The organism is Mycolicibacterium insubricum (genome assembly GCF_010731615.1).
GTDB lineage: Bacteria > Actinomycetota > Actinomycetes > Mycobacteriales > Mycobacteriaceae > Mycobacterium > Mycobacterium insubricum.
In genome coordinates this window covers 3,521,030-3,547,030 of the sequence record NZ_AP022618.1, presented here as the reverse complement: position 1 = coordinate 3,547,030, position 26,001 = coordinate 3,521,030, and the positions used below count along the sequence as shown (strand labels likewise).

Genomic DNA, 26,001 nt, shown 5'->3' with positions numbered 1-26,001 from the left:
ACGACAAACCCGGTTCGCGATGTTCCGGGTTCATAGCGAGGCCCCCGCGCGGCCGCGTCCAGCCGACGCGCCCGGGGGTCGAAGGAGCCTACGTGCACGACGATGACTTCACAGCCGACAACACCGACGACACCACCGCAATCAGCGGTGAGCTGACTCCGGCACCCGCCGAACCCGAGCTGCCCGAGCGGTTGCGGGTGCATTCGCTGGCCCGGGTGCTGGGCACCACCAGCCGCAAGGTGCTCGACGCCCTGGTCGAACTCGACGGTCGCGCCCGCAGCGCGCACTCCGGCGTCGACCGCGAGGAGGCCGTGCGGGTCCGCGACCTGCTGGCCGCCGCCGAGACGCTTGCCGAGGAGCCGGAATCCCGGCTGATGCTGGAGACGCCGCCCGCCGAGACCCAGCCCGTCGACGTGCCGCTGTTCGTCGCACCCCAGCCGATCGTGCTGCCGCCGACACCCGAGCCCGCCGATGACGCGGCTGCCGACGTCTCCGACGCGGTCGAGGTCGAAGAGACCGATGACATCGACACCGAGGATGCCGACACCGAGGGCACCGACGCCGACGCCGACGCCGAGGGTGGCGAGGACGACGCCGAGGGTGGCGACGCCGACGCCGAGGGTGGCGAGGACGAGGGCGCCCGCCCGGCCAACCGTCGCCGGCGCCGCGGCCGCCGAGGGCGCGGACGGGGCCGCGGCGGAGAGGCCGGCGCCGACGAGGGTGAGGAAACCGACGGCGAGGGCGCCGAGGACACCGGAGCCGACTCCGACGAGGCCGAAGCGGACGCCGAGGGCGACGAAGACGAGGACGCCGAGGGCGAAGAAGGTGCCGAGGGCGGCGAAGGGGCCACCAAGCGCCGCCGGCGTCGGCGTCGCCGCAAGTCCGGCGCCGTCGCCGCCGACGACTCGGATGCCGGTTCTCCCGACGACCCGCCGAACACCGTCGTGCACGAGCGTGTCGGACGGCGCTCTGGCAAGGGCGACAAGGATCCCGACGAGATCCAGGGCATCACCGGATCGACCCGGCTGGAGGCCAAGCGCCAGCGCCGCCGTGACGGCCGCGACGCGGGCCGTCGCCGTCCGCCGATCCTGTCCGAGGCCGAATTCCTGGCGCGGCGCGAGGCCGTCGACCGGGTGATGGTGGTCCGCGACAAGGTGCGCACCGAACCCCCGCACGAGGGCGCCCGCTACACCCAGATCGCGGTGCTCGAAGACGGCATCGTCGTCGAACACTTCGTCACCTCGGCGGCATCGGCGTCGCTGGTCGGCAACGTGTACCTGGGCATCGTGCAGAACGTGCTGCCCTCGATGGAGGCGGCGTTCGTCGACATCGGCCGCGGCCGAAACGGTGTGCTTTACGCCGGTGAGGTGAACTGGGAGGCCGCCGGTCTCGGTGGCGCCAACCGCAAGATCGAGCAGGCCCTCAAGCCCGGCGACTACGTCGTGGTGCAGGTCAGCAAGGACCCCGTCGGGCACAAGGGTGCCCGGCTCACCACGCAGATCTCGCTGGCCGGACGCTACCTGGTCTACGTGCCCGGCGCGTCCTCGACCGGGATCAGCCGCAAGCTGCCCGACACCGAACGCCAGCGCCTCAAGGAGATCCTGCGCGAGGTGGTGCCCGCCGACGCCGGCGTCATCATCCGCACCGCGTCAGAGGGCGTGAAGGAATCCGACATCCGCACCGATGTCGCCCGGCTGCAGGAACGCTGGGCCGAGATCGAGGCCACCGCCGCGCAGACCACCGCCAACGCCGCCGGTGCGGCCGTCGCGCTCTACGAGGAACCCGACGTTCTGGTCAAGGTCATCCGCGACCTGTTCAACGAGGACTTCTCCGGGCTGACCGTGCAGGGGGAGAGTGCCTGGGAGACCATCGACGAATACGTGAGTTCGGTTGCCCCCGAGCTGGTTTCCAAGGTCACCAAGTACGAGCCGGTCGACGGTGGGCCCGACGTGTTCGCCGTGCACCGCATCGACGAGCAGTTGACCAAGGCGATGGACCGCAAGGTGTGGTTGCCATCGGGCGGCACCCTGGTGATCGACCGGACCGAGGCGATGACCGTTGTCGACGTCAACACCGGCAAGTTCACCGGTGCCGGCGGGAACCTGGAACAGACCGTCACCAAGAACAACCTGGAGGCGGCCGAGGAGGTCGTGCGCCAGCTGCGGCTGCGTGACATCGGCGGCATCGTGGTGATCGACTTCATCGACATGGTGCTGGAGTCCAACCGGGATCTGGTGCTGCGCCGGCTCACCGAGGCGCTGGGCCGCGACCGCACCCGGCACCAGGTTTCCGAGGTCACCTCGCTGGGGCTGGTCCAGTTGACCCGTAAGCGGCTGGGCACCGGTCTGGTCGAGGCGTTCTCCACCACCTGTACCCACTGCGCGGGTCGCGGCATCGTGCTGCACGCCGATCCGGTCGATTCCGCGCCGCCGGCCCCTCGCAAGACCGAGAACCGGCGCAATCGCCGGGCCCGCAAGCCCGGGAAGGTCGAGGAGACGCCGGTGGCCAAGATCCCGGCGCACTCGGTCGGGGACCACCCGATGTTCAAGGCGATGGCGCACCGGCACGGCGACGAGGACGAGGACGGTGAGTCCGTCCCGGTCGACGATGATGATGAGACGCCGACCGCCGAGGAGCAGATCGTCGAGGCCGAGACGGCCGAGCAGGTCACCGAGGAGACCGCCGCGGCCGATCTCGACGACGAGGACGATGTCGAGGCCGACGAGGAGGAGATCGATCTCGACGGCGACGACGACGAGGAGGACGACGACCTCGATGACATCGATCTCGTCGACGGTGACGCCGATGACGAGGACGCCGACGAAGACTCTGAGGACGAGGACTCTGACGAGGACGACCTCGATGAGGACGACTCCGATGAGGACGACGACGGCGATGAGGACGACGAGGACCTCGTCGACGACGACACCGACGGTGACGATGAGGACGACGCCGCCGAACCCGAGCCCGTCGACGAGGCGGTGAATCCGGCTCCCGAACGGCCGCGTCGCCGCCGCGCCGCGGCACGGCCGGCCGGTCCGCCGGTGACCGGCTGATTTGCCCCTCCCGACGCTGGTCACGTAACCTACCAAGGTTGTCTGCGCGCTTTTGAGCCCGCAGCGGCGGGGAGGTAACGGCCCCCGCACCCAAAGACCCGCGCTCGCAGCCTCCGGGTGGCGCGCGCCCCGTGAGAAGACGCACCGAAGGAAAGACCTCGATGGCCACACAGAACGCCACCTACGCGATCGTCAAGACCGGCGGCAAGCAGTACAAGGTCGCCGCCGGTGACATCGTCAAGGTCGAGAAGCTCGACGCCGAGCCGGGCGCCTCGGTGTCGCTGCCGGTCGCGCTGGTCGTGGACGGCGCCACCGTCACCACCGACGCCGCGGCGCTGGCCAAGGTCGCCGTTACCGGCGAGGTCCTCGAGCACACCAAGGGCCCGAAGATCCGGATCCACAAGTTCAAGAACAAGACCGGCTACCACAAGCGGCAGGGCCACCGTCAGCAGCTGACGGTCCTCAAGGTCACCGGCATCAAGTAGCCCGCGGCTACCCGTCACCCACACACCTCACAGGAGCTTTTCATGGCACACAAGAAGGGCGCATCCAGCTCGCGCAACGGTCGTGACTCCGCCGCCCAGCGGCTCGGGGTCAAGCGGTTCGGCGGCCAGGTCGTCAAGGCCGGCGAGATCCTGGTCCGTCAGCGCGGCACCCACTTCCACCCGGGCGTCAACGTCGGCCGCGGTGGCGACGACACGCTGTTCGCGACGGCTGCCGGCTCGGTCGAGTTCGGTGTCAAGCGCGGCCGCAAGACCGTCAACATCGTTCCGGCCGACGTCTGAGCTTCGCGAATGTGACGCCGGGGCGCATTTGCGACTGACCTAGCCCCGGCGAATTCGTGGGCGAAAGGAACCGGCATGACGCGCTTCGTCGACCGCGTCGTCATCCATGCGCGCGCCGGTTCCGGCGGCCACGGCTGCGCCTCGGTGCACCGGGAGAAATTCAAGCCACTCGGCGGCCCGGACGGCGGTAACGGCGGCCGCGGCGGCAGCATCGTGCTGGTCGTCGACCCGCAGGTACACACCCTGCTGGACTTCCATTTCCATCCCCATGTGGTCGCGCCGTCGGGCAAACCGGGGCAGGGCAGCAATCGCGAGGGCGCCGCGGGCGCCGACCTGGAGATCAAGGTTCCCGACGGCACGGTCGTCGTCGACAAGCGGGGCCGGGTACTGGCCGATCTGGTCGGCGCAGGCACTCGATTCGAGGCCGCCGTCGGCGGTCGTGGCGGACTGGGCAACGCCGCGCTGGCCTCACGGGCCCGCAAGGCTCCGGGTTTTGCCCTGCTGGGCGAGAAGGGCGAGGAACGCGAGCTCACCCTGGAGCTCAAGACCGTCGCCGATGTCGGCCTGGTCGGCTTCCCCTCGGCCGGTAAATCCTCACTGGTCTCTGCGATCTCGGCGGCCAAACCGAAGATCGCCGACTATCCCTTCACCACCCTGGTGCCGAACCTCGGCGTGGTGAGTGCGGGCGACCACACCTTCACCGTCGCCGACGTGCCCGGCCTCATCCCCGGCGCCTCGACCGGTCGCGGACTGGGACTGGACTTCCTGAGGCACATCGAACGCTGCGCGGTGCTGGTGCACGTCGTCGACTGCGCGACGCTGGAGCCCGGGCGCGACCCGCTCTCCGACATCGACGCGCTGGAGGCCGAACTCGCCGCCTATTCGCCGACGCTGGAAGGGGATTCGACCCTGGGCGATCTGGCCCAGCGGCCCCGCGCGGTGGTGCTCAACAAGATCGACGTCCCCGACGCCAAAGACCTGGCCGACATCGTCCGCTCGGACATCGAGGCCCGCGGCTGGCCGGTCTTCGAGATCTCCACCGTCGCCCGTATCGGACTGCGGCCGTTGATCTTCGGCCTGTGGGATATGGTCGCCGCCTACCGGGCCGCGCAGCCCGCGCCGGTGCCGCGGCGGCCCGTCATCCGGCCGGTTCCGGTCAACGAGAAGGCCTTCGAGGTCCTGCCCGACGGCGACGGCGGCTTCCTGGTTCGCGGCACGCGCCCGGAACGCTGGATCGCCCAGACCAACTTCGACAACGACGAGGCTGTCGGTTATCTCGGCGACCGGCTGGCCCGGCTCGGCGTGGAGGACGAATTGCTGCGCTGCGGCGCCAAACCCGGCTGCGCGGTCACCATCGGCGACATGACCTTCGACTGGGAGCCGACCACCCCGGCCGGGGTGGACGTCACGCCGTCGGGCCGCGGCACCGACATCCGGCTGGAGCGCACCGACCGGGTGGGCGCCGCCGAACGCAAACAGGCCCGCAAGGACCGCCGTGCGGCATCCGATTCGCCCGCACCCGAATCCGGTGAATCGCAATGACCGAATCGTCGCACCGCGCGGCGATTCGCACCGCGCGCAGCGTCGTGGTCAAGATCGGCACCACCGCGCTGACCACCCCCACCGGTGAGTTCGACGTCGCCCGGCTCAACGACCTCGCCGAGGCGATCGAGTCCCGGATGAAAGCCGGCTCCGACGTCGTCATCGTCTCCTCGGGTGCCATCGCCGCGGGCCTGGATCCGCTCGGATTGTCCAAGCGGCCAAGGGATCTGGCGACCAAGCAGGCCGCGGCCAGCGTCGGTCAGGTGGCACTGGTGAACTCCTGGAGCACGGCCTTCCGGCGCTACCAGCGCACCGTCGGCCAGGTGCTGCTGACCGCCCACGACATCTCCCAGCGCGTGCAGCACACCAACGCCGCGCGCACCCTCGACCGGCTGCGCTCGCTGCACGCGGTGGCCATCGTCAACGAGAACGACACCGTGGCGACCAACGAGATCCGGTTCGGTGACAACGACCGGCTCTCCGCGCTGGTCGCCCATCTGGTGGGCGCCGACGCGCTGATCCTGCTGTCGGACATCGACGGCCTCTACGACGGAGACCCCCGCAAGGCCACCGAAGACCGACCCGTCCGATTCATCCCCGAGATCGCCGCCGACGGGGACCTCGACGGGGTGGTCGCCAGTGAAGGCAGTCACCTCGGCACCGGGGGTATGACCTCGAAGCTGTCGGCGGCACTGCTGGCCGCCGACGCCGGTGTCCCGGTGCTGCTGGCCGCCGCCTCAGATGCCGCCGCGGCACTGTCGGCCGCCTCGGTGGGCACGGTCTTCGCCGCCCGCCCGGCCCGGATGTCGTCGCGACGGTTCTGGCTGCGGCACGCCGCCGAGACCTCGGGAGCGCTCACCCTGGACGCCGGTGCGGTCCGTGCGGTCCGTGAACACCGCCGATCGCTGTTGCCCGCGGGGATCACCGCGCTGTCCGGCCGCTTCCACGGTGGCGACGTCGTCGAGCTGCGCGATCCCGACGGGCACCTGATCGGCCGCGGTATGGTCGCCTACGACGCCGCCGAGCTGGCCACCATGCTGGGGTCCTCGACGGCGGATCTGCCCGCCGAACTGCGCCGACCCGCGGTGCACGCGGACGATCTTGTGGCGGTCTGAGCCGGTTTCCGGCCGCCTTCCTGGTAGTTTTCCCCCAAACGCACCGCAAACCGCCGAAGCCGTCGGCACCGAGCGGTGCTGATTCGGGGAGATCGAGCCGTGGTCGCACGGGAACGCCGGCACGCCGGGGATGCGTGCAAACAATGGATGAGTGCCGGGGCCCTCGCCGTCGGCCTCGGCGCCGCCGTCACCTTCGGCCACGGTGTGGCCGCCGCGACGCCGGACGACTCGGGCACGGATCACAGCAGCCAGACCAGGCACCGCGACGGTGACGGTGCCCGTCAAGCGCGGGCGCCGCGGTCGCTCGGCCAGGTACCCAAGCGGGCCGCCCGGACCGCGACGGCCGAGAGCGCCGCGGACGCCACCGACACCCCGCGGTTCACCAAGCGGCTGCAGTCGACGCTGGAGCGGTTGAATCCCGGGCGGCTGCGCATCGGAGCGCTCACCGAGAACAAGGCAGCTGCGATCACTGCTGGGCCGGTCGACACCGGGTTCACAGATCCCAGGGACCCGGGCATTCAGCCGGTGGATGCCCGGATCGCCGATACCGACGTGCCCCGCACCGGCAGCCGTTCGCGGTTCCCGGCGCGCGACACGGGCCTGCGCACGCGAATCCTGGCGACGCGCATCGAGGCGGCGAATACGGCCGCGCCGGACGACGCCACCCGCCTCGCGTCGCAACTAACCGGCGAGACCCCACGCGCCCTGATTCAGGAGGCGGTTGAGGCCGCCGCCGGGATCACGCCCGCGGTGACCGCCGTTGTCGCCCCCCGCCTGCCCGCCGAGCCGACGGTGTTCGCCGTTTCGCCCCCGGCTGCCGCTCCGACCGCCGCGCCGATGACGTTGGCCCGCGTGGTGGCCGACGTGCTGAGCTGGACCGGGCTGCGCTCGTCGGCGACCGGGGTGCCGACCCCCGGCGCACCGCTGAGCTGGGTGGCCCAGTCCCTGTGGCTGGCGGTGCGGGAGACCGAGTACCGGCTGACCGGCCAGTCACCGGCCGCCCAGCAGACCACCTCGGCCGTGCCCACTGACCGTATCGCCGGGCCGGACCCGATCGCGCTCGCCGATGTGGCGTCCCGGCCCGACGTGAACGTGACCCTGCGCGACGACGGCAGCGTGCACGTCATCGACGGCACCTTCACCGACGAGACGGTGACCAGCAACGAGGACGCCGCGCGGGTGCTCAACCAGCTGGCACCGGTGCTGGGTGCATCCGACGGCTTCGCCAGCGCGGGTGACATCACCGTCTCCCGGGCCGGCCAGACCTACTACCGGCTCTCGCCCACCGTCAACGGCGTGCCGGTACAGGGCAGCCAGGTGATCCTGGTGACCGACCGCGACGGCACGGTGACCGGCGTCTTCAACTACTACGACCCCCGCGTCGCCGACGTCGACGTCACGCCGAATGCCCGGATGGATCAGCCGTTCGAGGTCGTCGAGGCGGTGGGGCGGGCCATGCTCAGCTCGCCGTCGGGGCTGGCGTTGCTGCCGTCGCTGGTGCTGTCGCCGGTCGACCGGCAGCTGGTGATCTACGACCTGGATCCCGACGCGCCACCGCGGCTGGCCTGGCGGGTGACCGTCGGCCCGTCCGACCCACTGGCGCAGCTCGGGCTGACCGAGGCCGGGCCGGCCACCTCCTACTACGTCTACGCCGACGGCGCGGACGCCGGCACGGCCATCGTCGATGCCGCCGGCGCACCCATCACGAAGGTCAGGACATCCGGGACCGACCTGCACGGCGTCACCCAGCAGTTCAACGTGCAGCGGATCAGCCTGATCATCTTCAACATCGACACTCTGCGCGACGACGACCGCAACATCACCACCTACGAGGCGCCCTACCTCTTCGGGCTCATCCCCGGACCGCCGGTGATGAAGAGCCTGCTGACCGGCTGGAACCCGACCGCGGTCTCCGCGCAGTCCAATATGGCCGAGGTGTACGACTTCTACCTCGTCACGCTGGATCGGACGTCCTACGACAACGCGGGGGCGCCGATCAGCGTCGTCATCGACTACAACCCCAACGGTCGGCTACTCGGCCTGTTTTCGCCATACCAGAACGCCCAGTGGGATCCCGACCAGCGTGAGCTGGCGTTCGGCGACGCCGGCGGCTACGCGGGCGCCCTGGACGTGGCCGGCCACGAGTACACCCACGCCGTGTTCACCTCCGTCGTCAACCCCGCCTCCAACACCGGCCAGACCGGCGCGCTCAACGAGTCCTACGCCGATATCACGGGCAGCCTGATCGAGGCCAAGGTCGAAAACAAGGCCAAGGACGACCCGACCCGCTGGACGATCGGTGAGGAGTCGACCGCGCCCCCTGTCCGCGACATGCGCACCTCGGCCACCTACAAGGAAGATGCCGACGTGCACGACAACAGCCTGGTCTTCAGCAACGCGGCGTACCTGATGATGACCGACACCCGCACGAAGGACATCTCCGACGATCAGTGGGCGGCGGTCTACTACGCGTCGATGCAGGTGCTGCCTCAAAACGCGACGTTCGCCGACGCCCGCGCTGCCGTTGAATTCGCGGCGCGCAACGAAGACTTCACCGACGAGCAGCTCGCGGCGGTCACGAAGGCCTTCGATACCGTCGGGATCCCGCCGGGTGGCTCGACCCGGGGCACCTCAATCGCCGCCTGACCGCCCCGGTCAAGAATCGCCGCCTGACCGCCCCGGTCAAGATCGCGGTGATCACAACACCGGACAACAATGACTTTCGTCACTAGTATCGAACGCGGTGGGGACGCAGTATGGAATTACCGCGGCGGGTGCAAGGGGTGTGGAATGCCAGTAGGCGATCTCGATGAGGTTGCGTTGAAGTTCTTGCGATCTGAATTCACCGGCAAGCCATATGCGAACTGGTCGATCGATCGGCGGGTCGACGCCTATCTGAATCGCAACGGGCTGCGCAGGCTGCGCGACGACGGCGGCTCCTACGCGGCGCTGCTGGACCGGGTGATGGCCAATCTCGGAACCGTGCTGCGGGCGGGGACGCTGAGTCCCCGGTAGCGCCGGTAGTGCCTCGCACACGTGGGTGGCTTTGACACAATTGCCCACGTGAGTACAGCTGATGCGGACTTCTTCTCGGCCTACCGGCACGGGTTCCTGCGGGTGGCCGCCTGCACGCTGCACACCACCCTCGCCGACCCGACCGCCAACGCCGCCGCCGTGCTGTCCACCGCCCGCGAGTGCCACGACGACGGCGTCGGGCTGGCGGTCTTCCCCGAACTGACCCTGACCGGCTACTCCCTCGACGACATCCTGCTGCAGGACACCTTGCTCGACGCGGTCGACGACGCGCTGGCCGATTTGGTCTCCGCCAGCGAGCAACTGCTGCCCGTGCTGGTGGTCGGCGCGCCGCTGCGGCACCTGCACCGCATCTACAACACCGTCGTCGTCATCCACCGCGGCCGCATCCTGGGTGTGGTGCCCAAGTCCTACCTGCCCACCTACCGCGAGTTCTACGACAGCCGCCAGTGCGCGTCGGGGGCCGGGGAAAGCGGCACCATCCGGGTCGCCGGGTGCGACGTCCCGTTCGGGCCGGACCTGCTGTTCGCCGCCACCGATCTGCCGGGATTCGTCCTGCACGCCGAGATCTGCGAGGACATGTGGGTGCCGATCCCACCGAGCTCCAACGCCGTGCTGGCCGGCGCGACGGTCATCGCCAACGCCTCGGGCAGCCCGATCACCATCGGACGCGAACGGGACCGCAAGCTGATGGCCGCCTCGGCGTCGGCCCGGGGCTTGGCCGCCTATATCTACGCCGCCGCGGGCGCGGGGGAGTCCAGCACCGATCTGGCCTGGGACGGCCAGACGATGATCTACGAAAACGGCGAGCTGCTGGCCGAATCCGACCGGTTCCCGCGCGGCGCGGCGCGCTGCGTCGCCGACGTGGACACCGGGCTGCTGCGTTCCGAACGGCGGCGAATGGGCACCTTCGACGACAACCGCCGCCACCACCGGCAGGCCGGTGACTTCCGCCGCATCAAGTTCACCCTGGATCCGCCGTCCACCGATATCGGCCTGCGCCGCACCATCGAGCGGTTCCCGTTCGTGCCGGCGGATCTTGAGCGGCTGCAACAGGATTGCTACGAGGCCTACAGCATCCAGGTGTCCGGGCTGGAGCAGCGGCTGCGTGCGCTGAACTTCCCGAAGGTGGTCATCGGGGTGTCCGGCGGGCTGGACTCCACCCACGCGCTGATCGTCGCGGCCCGCGCCATGGACCGGGAGAACCGCCCGCGCAGCGACATCCTGGCCTACACCATGCCCGGGTTCGCCACCGGCGAGCACACCAAGAACAACGCCATCGCGCTGAGCCGGGCGTTGGGGGTGACATTCGCCGAACTGGACATCCGCGACACTGCCAAGCTGATGCTGCAAAAGATGGGCCACCCCTACGGCAAGGGCGAGAACGTCTACGATGTCACCTTCGAGAACGTGCAGGCCGGTCTGCGCACCGACTATCTGTTCCGGCTGGCCCACCAGCACGGCGGCATCGTGCTGGGCACCGGCGACCTGTCCGAGCTGGCGCTGGGGTGGTGTACCTACGGCGTGGGTGATCAGATGTCGCACTACAACGTCAACGGCGGAGTGCCCAAAACCCTGATCCAGCACCTGATCCGGTGGGTGATGGCCAACGGTGAATTCGGCAGCGACGTCAGCGACGTGCTGCAGAGCGTGCTGGACACCGAGATCACCCCGGAACTGGTGCCCACCGACGACGACAACCCGGTGCAGAGCAGTGAGGCCGTCGTCGGACCCTATGCACTGCAGGACTTCTCACTGTTCCACGCGCTGCGCTGGGGATTCGGCCCGGCCAAGATCGCATTCCTGGCCTGGCACGCCTGGCATGACGCGGGGGCCGGCGAGTGGCCCGAAGGCTATCCCGACGAGGAACGGCCGCAGTACTCGCTGACCGAGATCCGGTCCTGGCTGAAGGTGTTCGCGCAGCGGTTCTACTCGTTCAGCCAGTTCAAGCGATCGGCAATGCCCAACGGACCCAAGGTTTCCAGCGGTGGTTCGCTGTCGCCGCGCGGCGACTGGCGCGCCCCGTCGGACATGTCCGCCCGCACCTGGCTCGCCGAGATCGAGAGTGACATCCCCGAGGTGCTGTAGCCGGAGTCCGCTACCCGGCGAATTCGCGCAGATCGGCCGAGGGAAGTCCACGGTGGGAAGTGGCGTCCCCTCGGTCACGGACCGGCTCTCACGGCGTGCGGGCTCCCTGACCAGCGCGAGATCGTCTTGGTCCACCGTTGTGGTGATTCGCTTCAGGGCCATATCGTCATGTGCCACGAAGTGGTCGATCGGGTGTCGTCTGGAACGGATTTACGTTCAGCGGCTCAGCGCGTCCTCGATCATCTCGGCGGTCGGCGCGCAGTCGCCGGCACCCGGAATCAGCGTCGCCAGCGCACCAGCGGCTGCCGCGCGGCGCACCGCGGCCTGTGGCGCCATGGCGCACCAGCTGGCCGCCAGCACCCCGGCGAACACGTCACCGGCCCCGGTGGTGTCGATCGGCTCGACCGCCGTGGCAGGTACGTCGACCGCGGTCTCGCCCGCGATCAGCGTGACGCCGGCGCCACCGCGGGTGACCACCAGATACGGGACCGGCCACTGCCATTCGTCAACCTCGGTGTCGTTGACCACCACCACGTCGGCCGCCGAGGCGAGATCGGCAAGCTGCTGCGGGTCGGCACCGGCGGGGGAAGCGTTGACGATCACCGTCGCTCCGCTGTGCTGACCCTGACGTGCGGCGGCAACCGCGGTCTCGACGGGAATCTCCAACTGCACCAAAACCACATCGGCGCCGGCGACGATCGCACGCAGAGCCGCGTCGTCCAGCCTCAGATGCGCATTGGCCCCGGGGGCGACGACGATTATGTTCTCCCCCTTCCCGACGATGCAGCCGCGCCCACCACGATGGCCGCCGTTCCGCTGGTCCCGGGCAACCGCAGCACGCCGTCGGTCCCGATGCCGTTGGCGCGCAGATGTTCGGTCAGCTCCGCGCCGGCCTCGTCGTCACCGACGGCGGCGACCAGGTCCACCGACGCGCCGACCCGCGCCGCCGCGATCGCCTGGTTGCCACCCTTGCCGCCCGGACTGCGGCGCACATCGGCGGCCAACACGGTCTGTCCCGGCTGTGGCAGGGCGGTCACGTCGAACACCAGGTCCATGTTGACGCTGCCCACCACCGCGACCGAAGACATTCGGCCAGCGTAGAGCCAATGTGGTTACTGTGCGTCGGGGATCCGCCCGACGCCCGGAACGAACCGGCCCACGGTAGCGGTGTATCCGTGATAGTCCGCGCCGTGCACCGACGCCAGATACGGCTCCTCGACCATCCGAACCTGCATCTCGATGGTCACCAGCAGCAGAGCAAACCCGATGAGCGCCAACACATTCGGGGTGACCAACGCGATACCGGCGCCGAACACCAGCATCGTCGTGAAGATCGGATTGCGCACCCGCGCGAACACCCCGGACCGGACCAGCGCCGTCCGCTCGGCGGGGTCCATCCCGATACGCCAGGACGCACCCATGTCCAGCTGCGCATAGATCATGCCCGCAATGCCGACGACGGCCAGCACCATCCCGGTGACCTGCAGCCACGGCGTCACCAAGGCCGGGATCGGCGCCAGCACGCCGGCCCACTGCAGCGCCGGTGCAACCACCTCCACCACGATCGCGACCGCGAACCCGGCGCCGGCGAACCACTCCGCCGAGCCCAGCGCTCCGCTGACCCCCTTCAAACCGGACGAACCGGTCCGCCGGTACTGCAGCCAGCTGCGCCACCCGAAACCGAGCAGACCGTAGACAAGCAGCAGGGACAGGGCGACCGCGGGCATCCACGGGCTCAGCGATTCCGTCATGGAACGAGCGTAGAACCAATCGCGCCGGCGCGGGGGTCCTCCCACGAGGCGACGAAGATGTCGTACCCGCCCGATAGCGTGGGTGGAGCGGACTACGAGGGGAGGAGGCCAGCGTGACCGAACCGTTGAGCGGTACCCGCGAACAGCGGGCCCGCGAGGTCATCGAAGCCCTCGCCGGCCCCGGCGCCACCCTGCGCGAGGACCAGCAGAGAGCCGTCGCCGCACTATTGGAACCAGCCGCCCGGGTACTCGTCGTGCAGGCCACCGGGTGGGGCAAGTCGGCGGTGTACTGGGTGGCAACCGCGATCCGCCGGGCCGAGGGCGCCGGCCCGGCACTGATCGTCTCGCCGCTGCTGTCGCTGATGCGTGACCAGGTCGCCGCCGCGGAACGGGCGGGCCTGCGCGCCGCCACCCTGAACTCGTCGAACTTCGAGGAATGGAACACCATCGAAGCCCGTCTGCACGACGGGGAGATCGACGTGCTGCTGGTGAGCCCGGAGCGCCTGGCCAACCCGTCGTTCGGACGACGGGTGCTCGCCGCGCTGGAAGGCACCATGGGGCTGCTGGTGATCGACGAGGCGCACGCGGTCTCGGACTGGGGCCACGACTTCCGGCCCGACTACCGCCGCGTCGCCGACGTCCTGACCCGGCTCAATCCGGCGACCCCGGTGCTGGCCACCACCGCAACTGCCAACGCCCGGGTCACCGCGGACGTCGCCGGTCAGCTCGGCGACGCGACCCTGGTGCTGCGCGGCCCACTGGCGCGGCGGTCACTGCAACTCAACGTGCTCGATTCGATGTCCCCGCTGAACCGCTACGCCTGGGTCGCCCGCCACCTCGACGAACTGCCGGGATCGGGCATCGTCTATGTCCTGACCGTCGTCGACGCGCAACGCCTGGTCGATGCGGTCAAATCGGTGCACCCGAACGCCAAGGTCGCCGCCTACACCGGTCAGCTCGACGCCGATACCCGCGCCGGGTGCGAAGATGCGTTGCGCGACAACCGGATCAAGGCGCTGATCGCCACCTCGGCGCTCGGTATGGGTTTCGACAAACCCGACTTGGGCTTCGTCGTGCACATCGGTTCGCCGCCTTCACCGGTCAGCTACTACCAGCAGGTCGGCCGGGCCGGCCGCGCCATCGACAACGCGACGGTGGTGCTGCTGCCGTCGGAGTCCGACACCGGCGTCTGGGACTACTTCGCCACCGCCACCATCCCCGACCCCGACCAAATGCAGGGCCTGCTGGCCGCGCTGGCCGACGAGTCGCAGACCGGCGACCAGCCGGCGTCGGCGGTCGCGCTGGAGGCCGCCACCGGAATCCGGCGCACCCGGGTCGACCTGATGCTCAAACAGCTCGCCGTCGACGGTGCGGTCGAGCGGGTCGACGGCGGCTGGCGGGTCACCGGGACGCCGTGGCACTACGACGCCGAGCACTACGCCGGCATCGTCGCGACGCGGCGCCGCGAAGCCGACATCATGGCCGCCTACACGCACGGGAAGCAGTGCCTGATGCAGCTGCTCACCGCCTCGCTGGACGACCCCCGGGAGCAGCCGTGCGGACGGTGCTCGGTCTGCCTGGGCCGGGTTCCCGACGGGCTGGCCGAACCCGCCGACGACGACCTCACCCGCACCGTCGCCCGCACCTTGCGGGCCAACGCCACCGTGTTGGAACCGCGCAAGATGTGGCCGGGCGGTGCGTTCGGCGCCCGCGGCAAGATCCCCGCGCAACTGGCAGCCGAACCGGGCCGGGTACTCGTGCACGCCGACGCCCCGGAATGGACCGGGGTGATCCCGGCCGCTACCGCCGGGAATCCCGGTGCCATCGCAGAGCTCGCCGAGGCCGCCGTCGGCGTGCTCGGTCGGTGGCGCTCGGAGTGGATCGCCCGCCCCGAAGTCGCGGTGTCCCTGCAGCTCACCGCATCGCAGACGCCGGTGGGCCCGGTCACCGACCGGATCGCCGAGGTCGGCCGGCTGCCGCGGACGGTCATACCGGTGGCCGCCGGGACGCCACCGGGGCGCGACGCCGCCGGCGCCGAGCAGGCCGCGTACTGGCGTACGGCGATCGGCGTCGACGGCGCCCTGCTGGACGCGGTGTCCGGGCGGACGGTGCTGCTGGTCGCCGACGTGACCTCGACCGGGTGGCCGGTCACCGTCGCCGCTGCGCACCTGCGCGACGCCGGAGCCAAGGCGGTGTTGCCCCTGGTGATCCACCGGCCCGCGTGAGACGCATGCACACCCGATAAGCTGCACTGATGACCGCTGAAGCTGCCGCGATGACCGACAACGAGCAGCTGCGCGCCGACGTCCACGCCGCCGCCCGCCGGGCCCGGGTCGCCTCCCGCGAACTCGCCACGCTCAGCACCGTCGTCAAGGACCGGGCGCTGCACGCCGCCGCCGACGCGCTGCTCGCCGCGGCGCCGGACATCCTCGCCGCCAACGCCACCGACCTCGACCGGGCCCGCGACGCCGGCACCGGCGAGGCGATGCTGGACCGGCTGGCGCTGAACCCCCAGCGCATCGACGGCATCGCCGCCGGACTGCGTCAGGTCGCCGGGCTGCCTGACCCGATCGGCGAGGTGCTGCTCGGCCGGACCCTGCCCAACGGTCTGCGGCTGCGCCAGCAGCGCGTCCCGCTCGGAGTGGTCGGCATCGTCTACGAGGGCCGGCCCAACGTGACGGTCGACGCCTTCGGGCTGACGCTGAAATCCGGCAACGCCGTGCTGCTGCGCGGCAGCTCCTCGGCGGCCGACTCCAACGCCGCGCTGGTGACCGCACTGCGACGGGCACTGGTCGACGAGGGCCTGCCCGCCGACGCCGTGGCGCTGCTGTCCTCGGCCGACCGCGCTACCGTCACCCATCTCATCCAGGCCCGCGGTCTGGTCGACGTCGCCATCCCGCGCGGCGGGGCCGGGCTGATCGACGCCGTCGTGCGGGACGCCACCGTCCCGACCATCGAGACCGGCGTCGGCAACTGCCACGTCTACGTGGACGCCGCCGCCGACCTCGACGTCGCCGAGACCATCGTGCTGAACTCCAAGACCCGCCGGCCGTCGGTGTGCAACTCCGCCGAGACTCTGCTGGTGGACGCCGCGATCGCCGACATCGCCCTGCCGCGGCTGCGCGACGCGCTGACCGAGGCCGGGGTGCGGGTGCACACCGACCCGACCGAGGACCAGCTGCGCGCGGAATTCCTCACCTTGGACATCGCGGTGGCCGTGGTCGACGGGGTGGACGCCGCCGTCGAGCACATCAACACCTACGGCACCGGGCACACCGAGGCCATCGTCACCACCGATCTGGCTGCCGCGCAACGGTTTACCGACCGGGTCGACGCCGCCGCCGTCATGGTCAACGCGGCCACCTCGTTCACCGACGGGGAGCAGTTCGGGTTCGGCGCCGAGATCGGCATCTCCACCCAGAAACTGCACGCCCGCGGGCCGATGGGGCTCACCGAGCTGACCTCGACCAAGTGGATCGTCTGGGGCGACGGCCACGTTCGGCCGGCCTGACCCGATCCGTCACCCACCGAGGAGAAACCGTTGGATACCCCGACTTCCACCGTGCCGCTGTTCATCGACACCGACGACGTGATCGCCCGGCTGGCCGAGACCGGCTACCTGGCCGACACCGCGACCGCGACGGCGGTGTTCCTCGCCGACCGGCTGGGCAAGCCGCTGCTGGTCGAGGGCCCCGCCGGCGTAGGGAAGACCGAGCTGGCCAAGGCGGTCGCGGCCGCCACCGGATCGGGCCTGGTGCGACTGCAGTGTTATGAGGGTGTCGACGAATCCCGTGCGCTCTACGAGTGGAACCACGCCAAGCAGATCCTGCGGATCCAGGCCGGGTCGCACGCGGCGGCCTCCGGCGCGGCCGAGGACTGGGACCAGACCCGCACCGACGTGTTCAGCGAGGAGTTCCTACTGTCCCGCCCGCTGCTGACCGCGATCCGGCGCACCGAGCCGACCGTGCTGCTGATCGACGAGACCGACAAGGCCGACATCGAGATCGAAGGCCTGCTGCTGGAGGTGCTGTCCGACTTCGCCGTGACCGTCCCGGAACTGGGCACCATCACCGCCACCCGCAAACCCTTCGTCGTGCTGACCTCGAACGCCACCCGGGAACTGTCCGAGGCGCTCAAGCGCCGCTGCCTGTTCCTGCACATCGACTTCCCGGACCCCGATCTGGAACGACGGATCCTAGCGTCGCGGGTGCCGGAACTGCCCGAGCGGATGGCGAGTGAGCTCGTGCGGATCATCGGGGTGCTGCGCTCCATGCAGCTCAAGAAGACCCCGTCGGTGGCCGAGACCATCGACTGGGGACGCACCATGCTGGCACTGGGCATGGACACCGTCGACGACGCCACCGTGGCCGCCACCATGGGGGTGGTGCTCAAGCACCAGTCCGACCAGGTGCGTGCCGCCGGTGAACTGCGGCTCAACTAGGTGAATCGGTCCCGATGACGCCCCGCAGAATCCGCCCCGCCCAACCGCTGGCTCCGCACGGGCTGCCGGGGCACCTGGTCGGGTTCGTCGAGGCACTGCGGGCCCGCGGCATCGCGGTCGGGCCGTCGGAGACCGTCGACGCCGGACGGGTGCTGGCCACCCTTGGCCTGGGCAGCCGCGAGGTGATGCGCGAGGGCCTGGCCTGTGCGCTGCTGCGCCGGCCCGACCACCGCGATACCTACGACGCCCTGTTCGACCTGTGGTGGCCCGCCGCGCTGGGGGCCCGCACCATCCTCGACGAGACCGACGACGACGACGGCGACGATGCCCCGGGACTGCCCGCCGAGGACATCGAGATGATGCGGGACATGCTGCTGGACCTGCTGGCCGACAACGAGGACCTCGCGGCCATCGACGACCGACTGCTGGCGATGATCGCCGCGATCGTGGAGGCGCACGGGCGCTACCAGTCCGGCCGCGGGCCGTCGTACTCGTCGTATCAGGCGCTCAAGGCCATGGCGCTGGACGACCTGGAGGGCCGGCTGCTGGCCGGGCTGCTGTCCCAGTACGGCGACGATCCCACGCCCACCCAAGAGCAGATCGCCAAAGCAATTGCCGCCCAGAGGATCACCGCGGTGCGCAAGATGGTCGAGGCGGAAACAAAACGACGCACCGCCGAACAGCTGGGCCGCGAGCACGTGCAGACCTACGGCATCCCCGAGCTCGCCGAGAACGTCGAATTCTTGCGCGCCTCCGGCGAACAGCTGAACCAAATGCGCAAGACCGTCGCACCGCTGGCCCGGATGCTGGCCACCCGGCTGGCGGCCAAACGCCGGCGGCACCGCGCCGGCGCCATCGATCTGCGCCGCACCCTGCGCAAATCCATGTCCACCGGCGGCGTGCCGATCGACCTGGTGCTGCGCAAACCGCGCCCCGCCCGCCCGGAACTCGTGGTGCTCTGCGACATGTCCGGATCGGTGGCCGGGTTCAGCCACTTCACCCTGCTGCTGGTGCACGCGCTGCGCCAGCAGTTCTCCCGGGTCCGGGTGTTCGCGTTCATCGACACCACCGACGAGGTCACCCACCTGTTCGGCCCGGACGCCGACCTGGCCGTCGCCGTGCAGCGCATCACCCGCGAAGCGGGTGTCTACACCCGCGACGGGCACAGCGACTACGGGCACGCGCTGACCTCGTTCGTGGACAACTTCCACGAGGTGCTGTCCCCGCGCAGCTCACTGCTGATCCTCGGCGACGCCAGGACCAACTACCGGGACCCGCAGCTGGCCACGTTGGAGCACCTGGCGACCGCCAGTCGGCATGCGCACTGGCTCAACCCCGAACCCCGCAATCAGTGGGGCAGCGGTGATTCGGCCGCCCCGCGTTACGCCGAGCTGATCCCCATGCACGAATGCCGGTCGGCAAAGCAGCTGGCCGGCGTCATCGACGGCCTGCTGCCGGTCTGACCCGCTGCCGTAAGCTGGCCAATCGTGACTCGGCGCAGGCTCGGCGTGATGGGGGGGACCTTCGACCCCATCCACAACGGGCACCTGGTCGCCGCCAGCGAGGTCGCCGACCTGTTCGACCTCGACGAAGTGATCTTCGTGCCCACCGGCGAACCCTGGCAGAAGCACGGCCGGCCGGTCACCGCCGCCGAGGACCGCTACCTGATGACCGTCATCGCCACCGCGGCCAACCCCCGGTTCTCGGTCAGCCGCGTCGACATCGACCGCGGCGGCGCCACCTACACCAAGGACACCCTGGCCGACCTGCGCACCCAGAACCCCGACGCCGACCTGTACTTCATCACCGGTGCCGACGCGCTCGGCTCGATCCTGTCCTGGCAGAACTGGGAGGACCTGTTCACCATGGCCCGCTTCGTCGGGGTGAGCCGGCCCGGGTTCGAACTGCACGGCAAGCACATCGCCGAAGCCATCACCGAACTGCCCGCCGACGCGCTCACTCTGGTGGAGATCCCGGCGCTGGCGATCTCGTCGACCGACTGCCGCGGCCGGGCCGCTGCATCCCGGCCCATCTGGTACCTGGTGCCCGACGGCGTCGTGCAATATGTGTCCAAACGTGGGCTCTACCGCAACGCCGGTGTCCCGAGGACCGGAGGAGAGAACCCGTGACCGCCACCGAGGAAGCCGTGCAGATGGCCCGGACGGCTGCCCGTGCCGCCGCCGCCAAACTGGCCACCGACATCGTCGTCATCGACGTCTCCGAGCAGCTGGCCATCACCGACTGCTTCGTCATCGCCACCGGAAGCAACGACCGGCAGGTCAACGCCATCGTCGACGAGGTCGAACTGCGGATGCGCGAAGCCGGCTACAAACCCGCCCGCCGCGAGGGCACCCGGGAGGGCCGCTGGGTGCTGCTGGACTACATCGACATCGTCGTGCACATCCAGCACACCGAGGAGCGCGAGTTCTACGGGCTGGACCGGCTGTGGCGCGACTGCCCGACGGTCGCCGTCGACCTGAGTGACGTCACGCCCGATGACGCCGGGACGGATTCGTCGTCGTGACGATCCGCCGTCTGGTGCTGCTTCGGCACGGCCAAACCGAGTTCAACGCCGACAGCCGCATGCAGGGTCAACTCGACACCGACCTGACCGACCTGGGCCGTGCCCAGGCGGTCGCCGCCGCCGAGGTGCTCGCCAAGCGGGCGCCGGTGGCCATCGTCTCCTCGGATCTGCGCCGCGCCTACGACACCGCGGTGGCGCTGGGGCAGCGCTGCGACGTCGCCGTCGAGGTGGACACCCGGCTGCGCGAGACCCACCTCGGGGACTGGCAGGGTCTGACCCACACGCAGGTCGACGCCGCGGCGCCCGGCGCCCGGCTGGCCTGGCGCGAGGACGCCCGCTGGGCTCCGCACGGCGGGGAGAACCGCGTCGACGTCGCCGAACGCAGTGTGCCGCTGGTCGCCGAACTGGTGACGGCGGTGGGGGATTGGGGCCAAGGAGACACGGACCGTCCGGTGGTCCTGGTCGCGCACGGCGGCCTGATCGCCGCGCTCACCGCGGCGCTGCTGGCGCTGCCGGTGGACAACTGGCCGGTGCTGGGCGGCATGGGCAATGCCAGCTGGGTGCAGCTGTCCGGCCATACCGCCGTAGGCGGTGACCCGGCGTCGTTCGACGACATCCGGTGGCGTCTGGACGTGTGGAACGCTTCGGCGCAGGTGGCCAACGATGTCCTCTGAGAACGGTTCCGCAGAACGCAAGACCCTGCTGGTCTTCGCCGACTCCCTGTCCTACTACGGGCCGACCGGCGGCCTGCCGTCCGACGACCCGCGGATCTGGCCGAATCAGGTCGCCGACCGGCTGGGCTGGGATTTGGAGCTGATCGGCCGGATCGGCTGGACCAGCCGCGACGTCTGGTGGGCCGCCACCCAGGACCCGCGGGCGTGGGCGGCGCTGCCGCGCGCCGGTGCGGTCATCTTCGCCACCAGCGGGATGGACTCGCTGCCCTCCCCGCTGCCGACCGCCGCCCGGGAACTCATCCGCTACGTCCGGCCGCCGCGGCTGCGCCGGTGGGTCCGCGACGGCTACGGCTGGCTGCAGCCGCGGCTGTCCCCGTTAGCCCGGCCCGCACTGCCGGCGAAGCTGACTGCCGATTACCTCGAAATGACCCGCGGTGCCATCGATTTCAACCGCCCCGGCATCCCGATGGTGGCCGCGCTGCCGAGCGTGCACATCGCCGAAACCTACGGCCGGTCGCACCGCTGGCGCGACGACACCGTCGCGGCCATCACCGAATGGGCCGACCGGCACCAGGTGGCGCTGGTCGACCTGAAAGCCGCGGTCGCCGAGCACATCTGGGCGGGCCGGGGCAATCCCGACGGTATCCACTGGAATTTCGAGGGACATGACGCGGTAGCCGAGCTGATGCTGACGGCCCTGCGGCTGGCCGGGGTGACCGCGGCAGAAAGCGACGGCTGAGTCGATGACGGTCACCGTCGTCACCGACTCGTCGGCCCGGATACCCGCGGAACTGGCTGTCGCGAAAGGGATCCGGGTGGTTCCGCTGCACATCCTGATCGACGGTGCCGACCTGCGCGACGGGGTGGACGACCTCCTCGCCGACCTCGACGACCGGGTGGCTTCGACCGCGGGTGCGTCCCCGGCCGAGCTGGCCGCGGCCTACCGCGCGGCGTTGGCCGACAGCGCCGGCGACGGCGTGGTCGCCGTGCACCTGTCGGGGCAGCTGTCGGGCACCTGCGCGGCGGCCGAGCTGGCCGCCGCCGAGGTCGGGCCGCAGATCCGGGTGGTCGATTCCCGGTCCGCGGCGATGGGCACCGGATTCGTCGCGCTGGCCGCGGCCACCGCTGCCGCCGACGGTGCCGACCTGGAATCGGTTGCCGCCCGGGCCCAGTCGGTTTCGGGGCGCACCGACGGTTACATCGTCGTGCAACGGTTGGACAATCTGCGCCGCAGCGGCCGCATCGGCGGGGCCGCGGCCTGGCTGGGCACCGCGCTGTCCCTCAAACCCCTGTTGCGGGTGGAGGACGGCAAACTCGTTCTGGCGCAGCGGGTGCGCACGGCGAGCAAGGCGATCGCCACCATGATCGACCGGGTGGCCGAAACGGTCGGTGGCGGCGACGCCGAGCTGGCGGTGCACCACGTCGCCAACCCCGACGGGGCCGATCAGGTCGCTGCCGAACTCGCGGCTCGGCTGCCGCAGTGCGACCCGGCGATGATCACCGAGCTGGGGCCGGTACTGGCCCTGCACGTCGGGTCCGGGGCGCTCGGGGTGGTTCTCGCCCGGCGCTGACCCGCGCCCGCCTGTCCACACATCGCGATTCCTGCACAGCGGGAACCGAATCGGCACCGCACCACCGGAACCGGAGATCTACGGTCGCCGACATGACCGAGGACAGTGCCAATCGCCGGGCCGACGAGCCCCCGTGGGTCACCGCCGACTCCGATACAGGGGACACCGACGAGGACGACCAGCGTTCACTGCTGCCGCGCTGGCTGCCGCAGGTACCCGAGGAACCCGCCGGCTGGTGGGCGAGCGCCCGCGCGGACCCGGGCCGGGCCGGGATGATGGGTCTGGGCGCCGTCGCCCTGATCGCCGTGCTCGTCACCGCGTGGAGCCTGCTGCGCGACGACACCCCGCCGGTGTCGGCGGTGAACCTGCCACCGGTCGCCGCGGTGTCCTCGGCCGCGCCGATCACCACCGCCGCACCCGAGGGCCCGGTCGTCGTCAGCATCGTCGGACTGGTCACCACCCCCGGGGTGGTCACCCTCGCCCCGGGCGCCCGGGTCGCCGACGCGCTGGCCGCCGCCGGCGGCGCGCTGGCCCGCGCCGACACCACCGGACTGAACATGGCCCGGCCGCTGTCCGACGGCGAGCAGGTGGTCGTCGGCATCGCCGCCGGCCCGGGGCAGCGGTCCATGCTCGGCAGTTCGGTCGGCCCCGGCGACCAAGCGGCCGCACCCGCGGCCACCTCCGCCGCACCCGGGCACCCCACCGCACCCGGGCGCCCCACCGCACCCGGTAAGCGGCCCACCGCTGCACCGAAACCGGACGGCCCGGTGAACCTCAACACCGCCACCGTCGAGGAACTCGACACGCTGCCCGGAGTCGGGCCGGTCACCGCGGAGGCGATCATCGCCTGGCGCGACGCCCACGGAGCCTTCACCACCGTGGACCAGTTGGCCGAGGTGGACGGCATCGGCGCGGCGCGGCTGGCGCGGCTGCGCGAGCATGTCCGAGTCTGACCGCGACCCGGTGGACCTGCGGCTGGTACCGGCCGCGCTGTCGGCCTGGCTGGTCACCGCCGCCGGGATCCGGTGGCAGACCGGGCCGGTGCTGGTGGCCGCGGCGCTGCTGGTTTTCCTCGCGGCAATGGTGGCCGGCCACCGGCTGCGCCGGGCACCTGGGCGCACGGTGGCCGTCGCGGTTGCCGCGGCGTCGGCGGTCTCGGCCGGATTCGCCCTGGCCATCACGCTGCGTAACCACGCCGTCGCGCACCATCCGCTGGCCGGGCGCACCGGCCAGACGGTGTCGGTGGTGATGACGCCGTCGGAAAGCCCACGCGAGATCAGCTCCGGGCGGGTACTGCTGAAAGGGCCACTGGTCTCGGTCGGAGACACCGAAATCGGTGGACTGGTAACGGTATTCGCACCGTCGGCGGACTACGGGCAGGTCGGTGTCGGGCAACCGGTGGGCTTCCGCGCCCGGGTCGGCAAACCGGACCGCAGAGATCTCAGCGTGGCGGTGCTGATCGCAACCGGCCGGCCGACGCTGGGCCGTGCACCCCCGGTGCAACGGGTGGCCCAACGCATACGCGAGAGGTTCGCGACCGCGGCGACGGTGCTGCCCGATGGCCCCGCCGCGATCCTGCCCGGCCTGATCCTCGGGGACACATCGGCCGTGACGGCATCGACCGCCGCCGAGTTCCGCGCCACCGGTCTGACCCACCTGATGGCGGTCTCCGGGGCGAACGTGTCCATCGTGGTGGGAGCGGTGGTGCTGGTCGCCGGGCTGGCCGGACCGCGGATCGCCGTGCTCGTCGCCGCACCGGCCCTGGCCGGGTTCGTGCTCGTGGTGCAGCCGTCGGCCTCGGTGGTGCGGGCGGCGGTGATGGGCACGATCGGGCTGCTGGCGGTGGTCACGGCGCGGCCCCGCAACGCCCTGCCGGCGCTGGCGGCCGCGGTGTTGGTGCTGTTGATCCTCGCGCCGCAACTGGCCGTCGACATCGGCTTCGCCCTCTCGGCGGCCGCCACCGCCGGGCTGGTGCTCGTCGCGCCGGGCTGGTCACGGCGGCTGACCGCCCGCGGCTGGCCCAAGCCGCTGGCCGACGCCGTCGCGGTCTGCACCGCCGCCCAGTTGTGCACCGCGCCGCTGATCGCCGCGCTGACCGGGACCTTCAGTGTCGTGGCGGTGGTCGCGAACCTCGCGGTGACGGTCGTCGTCGCGCCGATCACTGTGGCGGGCACCGTCGCCGCGGCACTGACCGGGGTGTGGCCGGCTGCCGCGACGGTGCTGATCCGCGCGGTCCGGCCGCTGGTGTGGTGGGTGCTGGCCGTCGCGCACTACGGTGCCGCCGCCCCGGCGGCCGTCCTCGGGGTGCCTTCGGGCCCGGCCGGGTTCCTGTTCGTCGGCGCGGCGACGGTGCTGGTGGCCCTGGGCGTCCGTCACCTGCGTCTGCGGGCCCATCGGCGCGATGTCGGTGCGGCGTGACACCATCACAGGCGTGAGTCAACCGGGACTGCATCTGATCCTCGGCGACGAGGAGCTGCTCGTCGAGCGGACGGTGGCCGACGTGCTGCGCGCGGCGCGCGAGAGCGCCGGGACGCCCGACATCCCGGTGGACCGGTTGCGCGCCGGGGAGGTCGGCACCAGTGAGCTCGCCGAGCTGCTGAGCCCGTCGCTGTTCGCCGACGAACGCGTCGTCGTGCTGGAGTCCGCCGGGGAGGCGGGCAAGGACGCCGCCGCGCTGATCGCGACGGTCGCGGTCGATCTGCCGCCGGGCACCGAGCTGGTCGTCGTGCACTCCGGCGGCGGACGGGCCAAGGCGCTGGCCACCCAGCTGCGCGACGCCGGTGCCCGGGTGTACCCGTGCGCCAAGATCACCAAGCCCGAGGAGCGCGCCGCGTTCGTCCGCGCCGAGTTCACCGCCGTCGGCCAGCGGGTGTCCGAGGACGTGGTCACCGCGCTGCTGGATGCCGTCGGCTCCGACATCCGCGAGCTGGCCGCGGCCTGCTCGCAGCTGGTCGCCGACACCGACGGCCACATCGACGTCGCCGCCGTCCGCCGCTATCACAGCGGCCGGGCCGAGGTCCGCGGCTTCGACATCGCCGACCTGGCCGTCGCCGGGGACGTCGGCGGCGCGGCCGAGGCGCTGCGCTGGGCCATGTCGGCGGGGGAGGCGCGGGTGGTGCTGGCCGACGCGCTGGCCGAGGCGGTACACGCGATCGCCCGGATCGGGCCGCTGTCGGGGGACCCGTTCCGGCTGGCCTCCGATGTCGGCATGCCGCCGTGGCGGATCAAGAAGGTGCAGCGCCAGGCCCGCCGGTGGGGCCGCGACAGCGTCGCGCAGGCGATCACCACGGTGGCCCAGCTCAACGCCGACGTCAAGGGCGCGGCCGCCGACGCCGACTACGCCCTGGAGCACGCGGTGCGCCGGGTGGCCGAGCTGGCCGCCGGCGGGCAGACCGGCCGCCGGTAACCGGCCCGGAACGCC

General features: G+C 71.0%; 21 protein-coding genes and 1 pseudogene. 20 read left to right on the top strand and 2 right to left on the bottom strand.

Annotated elements, in window-relative coordinates:
- The first annotated feature begins 92 nt into the window (after window positions 1–92).
- From G6N16_RS16660 to G6N16_RS16625, 8 genes are all read left to right on the top strand, one after another.
- Window positions 93–3,056 (top strand): ribonuclease E, encoded by a 2,964-nt coding sequence (locus tag G6N16_RS16660; RefSeq protein ID WP_179961212.1) that lies wholly within the window; start codon window positions 93–95, stop codon window positions 3,054–3,056.
- A 161-nt stretch (window positions 3,057–3,217) separates the two neighbouring features.
- Window positions 3,218–3,541, top strand: a complete 324-nt coding sequence (gene rplU / locus G6N16_RS16655; RefSeq protein ID WP_083028796.1) for a 50S ribosomal protein L21 — start codon at window positions 3,218–3,220, stop codon at window positions 3,539–3,541.
- Window positions 3,542–3,583: 42 nt separating this feature from the next.
- A complete protein-coding gene (rpmA, locus tag G6N16_RS16650; RefSeq protein WP_083028797.1) occupies window positions 3,584–3,841 on the top strand; it encodes a 50S ribosomal protein L27 in 258 nt (85 codons plus the stop codon).
- A gap of 75 nt (window positions 3,842–3,916) precedes the next feature.
- Window positions 3,917–5,383: a GTPase ObgE gene (gene obgE, locus G6N16_RS16645; protein ID WP_083028798.1), complete on the top strand. Its 1,467-nt coding sequence runs from the start codon at window positions 3,917–3,919 to the stop codon at window positions 5,381–5,383.
- Complete coding sequence (gene proB / locus G6N16_RS16640; RefSeq protein WP_083028799.1) at window positions 5,380–6,498, top strand: glutamate 5-kinase; 1,119 nt, start codon at window positions 5,380–5,382, stop codon at window positions 6,496–6,498. The genes obgE and proB overlap by 4 nt, the downstream gene beginning before the upstream one ends.
- A 147-nt stretch (window positions 6,499–6,645) precedes the next feature.
- Entirely contained in the window at window positions 6,646–9,144 is a 2,499-nt protein-coding gene (locus G6N16_RS16635; RefSeq protein WP_083028800.1) for a M4 family metallopeptidase, read from the top strand.
- Between the two features lie 144 nt (window positions 9,145–9,288).
- Window positions 9,289–9,513, top strand: coding sequence for a hypothetical protein (locus tag G6N16_RS16630; protein WP_083028801.1), 225 nt, complete (start codon window positions 9,289–9,291; stop codon window positions 9,511–9,513).
- A 48-nt stretch (window positions 9,514–9,561) separates the two neighbouring features.
- Window positions 9,562–11,619 (top strand): NAD(+) synthase, encoded by a 2,058-nt coding sequence (locus G6N16_RS16625; protein ID WP_083028802.1) that lies wholly within the window; start codon window positions 9,562–9,564, stop codon window positions 11,617–11,619.
- Window positions 11,620–11,835: 216 nt separating this feature from the next.
- Here G6N16_RS16625 and G6N16_RS16620 read toward each other — a convergent pair.
- A pseudogene (locus G6N16_RS16620) lies at window positions 11,836–12,707 on the bottom strand (ribokinase).
- A gap of 24 nt (window positions 12,708–12,731) precedes the next feature.
- Window positions 12,732–13,370, bottom strand: a complete 639-nt coding sequence (locus G6N16_RS16615; RefSeq protein ID WP_234805681.1) for a methyltransferase family protein — start codon at window positions 13,368–13,370, stop codon at window positions 12,732–12,734.
- Between the two features lie 113 nt (window positions 13,371–13,483).
- Here G6N16_RS16615 and G6N16_RS16610 point away from each other — a divergent pair, with 113 nt between their 5' ends.
- From G6N16_RS16610 to holA, 12 genes are all read left to right on the top strand, one after another.
- Complete coding sequence (locus G6N16_RS16610) at window positions 13,484–15,595, top strand: DEAD/DEAH box helicase (protein WP_083028803.1); 2,112 nt, start codon at window positions 13,484–13,486, stop codon at window positions 15,593–15,595.
- 29 nt (window positions 15,596–15,624) lie between these two features.
- Complete coding sequence (locus tag G6N16_RS16605; RefSeq protein ID WP_083028804.1) at window positions 15,625–16,881, top strand: glutamate-5-semialdehyde dehydrogenase; 1,257 nt, start codon at window positions 15,625–15,627, stop codon at window positions 16,879–16,881.
- 30 nt (window positions 16,882–16,911) lie between these two features.
- Complete coding sequence (locus tag G6N16_RS16600; RefSeq protein WP_083028805.1) at window positions 16,912–17,811, top strand: AAA family ATPase; 900 nt, start codon at window positions 16,912–16,914, stop codon at window positions 17,809–17,811.
- Between the two features lie 14 nt (window positions 17,812–17,825).
- The gene (locus G6N16_RS16595) at window positions 17,826–19,274 is read left to right on the top strand and encodes a vWA domain-containing protein (protein ID WP_083028806.1); all 1,449 of its coding nucleotides are present in this window, start codon (window positions 17,826–17,828) and stop codon (window positions 19,272–19,274) included.
- Window positions 19,275–19,295: 21 nt separating this feature from the next.
- Window positions 19,296–19,940 (top strand): nicotinate-nucleotide adenylyltransferase, encoded by a 645-nt coding sequence (gene nadD / locus G6N16_RS16590; RefSeq protein WP_083028807.1) that lies wholly within the window; start codon window positions 19,296–19,298, stop codon window positions 19,938–19,940.
- Window positions 19,937–20,335 carry a ribosome silencing factor gene (rsfS, locus tag G6N16_RS16585; RefSeq protein ID WP_083028808.1) on the top strand — a complete coding sequence of 133 codons (399 nt, stop codon included), beginning with the start codon at window positions 19,937–19,939 and terminating at the stop codon, window positions 20,333–20,335. The genes nadD and rsfS overlap by 4 nt, the downstream gene beginning before the upstream one ends.
- Window positions 20,332–21,009, top strand: a complete 678-nt coding sequence (gene gpgP / locus G6N16_RS16580; protein WP_083028809.1) for a glucosyl-3-phosphoglycerate phosphatase — start codon at window positions 20,332–20,334, stop codon at window positions 21,007–21,009. Before rsfS ends, gpgP begins: the two co-directional genes overlap by 4 nt.
- Window positions 20,999–21,748 carry a diglucosylglycerate octanoyltransferase gene (gene octT / locus G6N16_RS16575; protein WP_083028810.1) on the top strand — a complete coding sequence of 250 codons (750 nt, stop codon included), beginning with the start codon at window positions 20,999–21,001 and terminating at the stop codon, window positions 21,746–21,748. The genes gpgP and octT overlap by 11 nt, the downstream gene beginning before the upstream one ends.
- A 4-nt stretch (window positions 21,749–21,752) precedes the next feature.
- Window positions 21,753–22,580, top strand: a complete 828-nt coding sequence (locus tag G6N16_RS16570; RefSeq protein ID WP_083028811.1) for a DegV family protein — start codon at window positions 21,753–21,755, stop codon at window positions 22,578–22,580.
- A gap of 92 nt (window positions 22,581–22,672) precedes the next feature.
- A complete protein-coding gene (locus G6N16_RS16565; protein ID WP_083028812.1) occupies window positions 22,673–23,533 on the top strand; it encodes a ComEA family DNA-binding protein in 861 nt (286 codons plus the stop codon).
- Window positions 23,520–24,998 carry a ComEC/Rec2 family competence protein gene (locus G6N16_RS16560; RefSeq protein ID WP_110810672.1) on the top strand — a complete coding sequence of 493 codons (1,479 nt, stop codon included), beginning with the start codon at window positions 23,520–23,522 and terminating at the stop codon, window positions 24,996–24,998. Before G6N16_RS16565 ends, G6N16_RS16560 begins: the two co-directional genes overlap by 14 nt.
- A 13-nt stretch (window positions 24,999–25,011) precedes the next feature.
- The gene (gene holA, locus G6N16_RS16555) at window positions 25,012–25,986 is read left to right on the top strand and encodes a DNA polymerase III subunit delta (protein ID WP_407663662.1); all 975 of its coding nucleotides are present in this window, start codon (window positions 25,012–25,014) and stop codon (window positions 25,984–25,986) included.
- Window positions 25,987–26,001 lie beyond the last annotated feature (15 nt).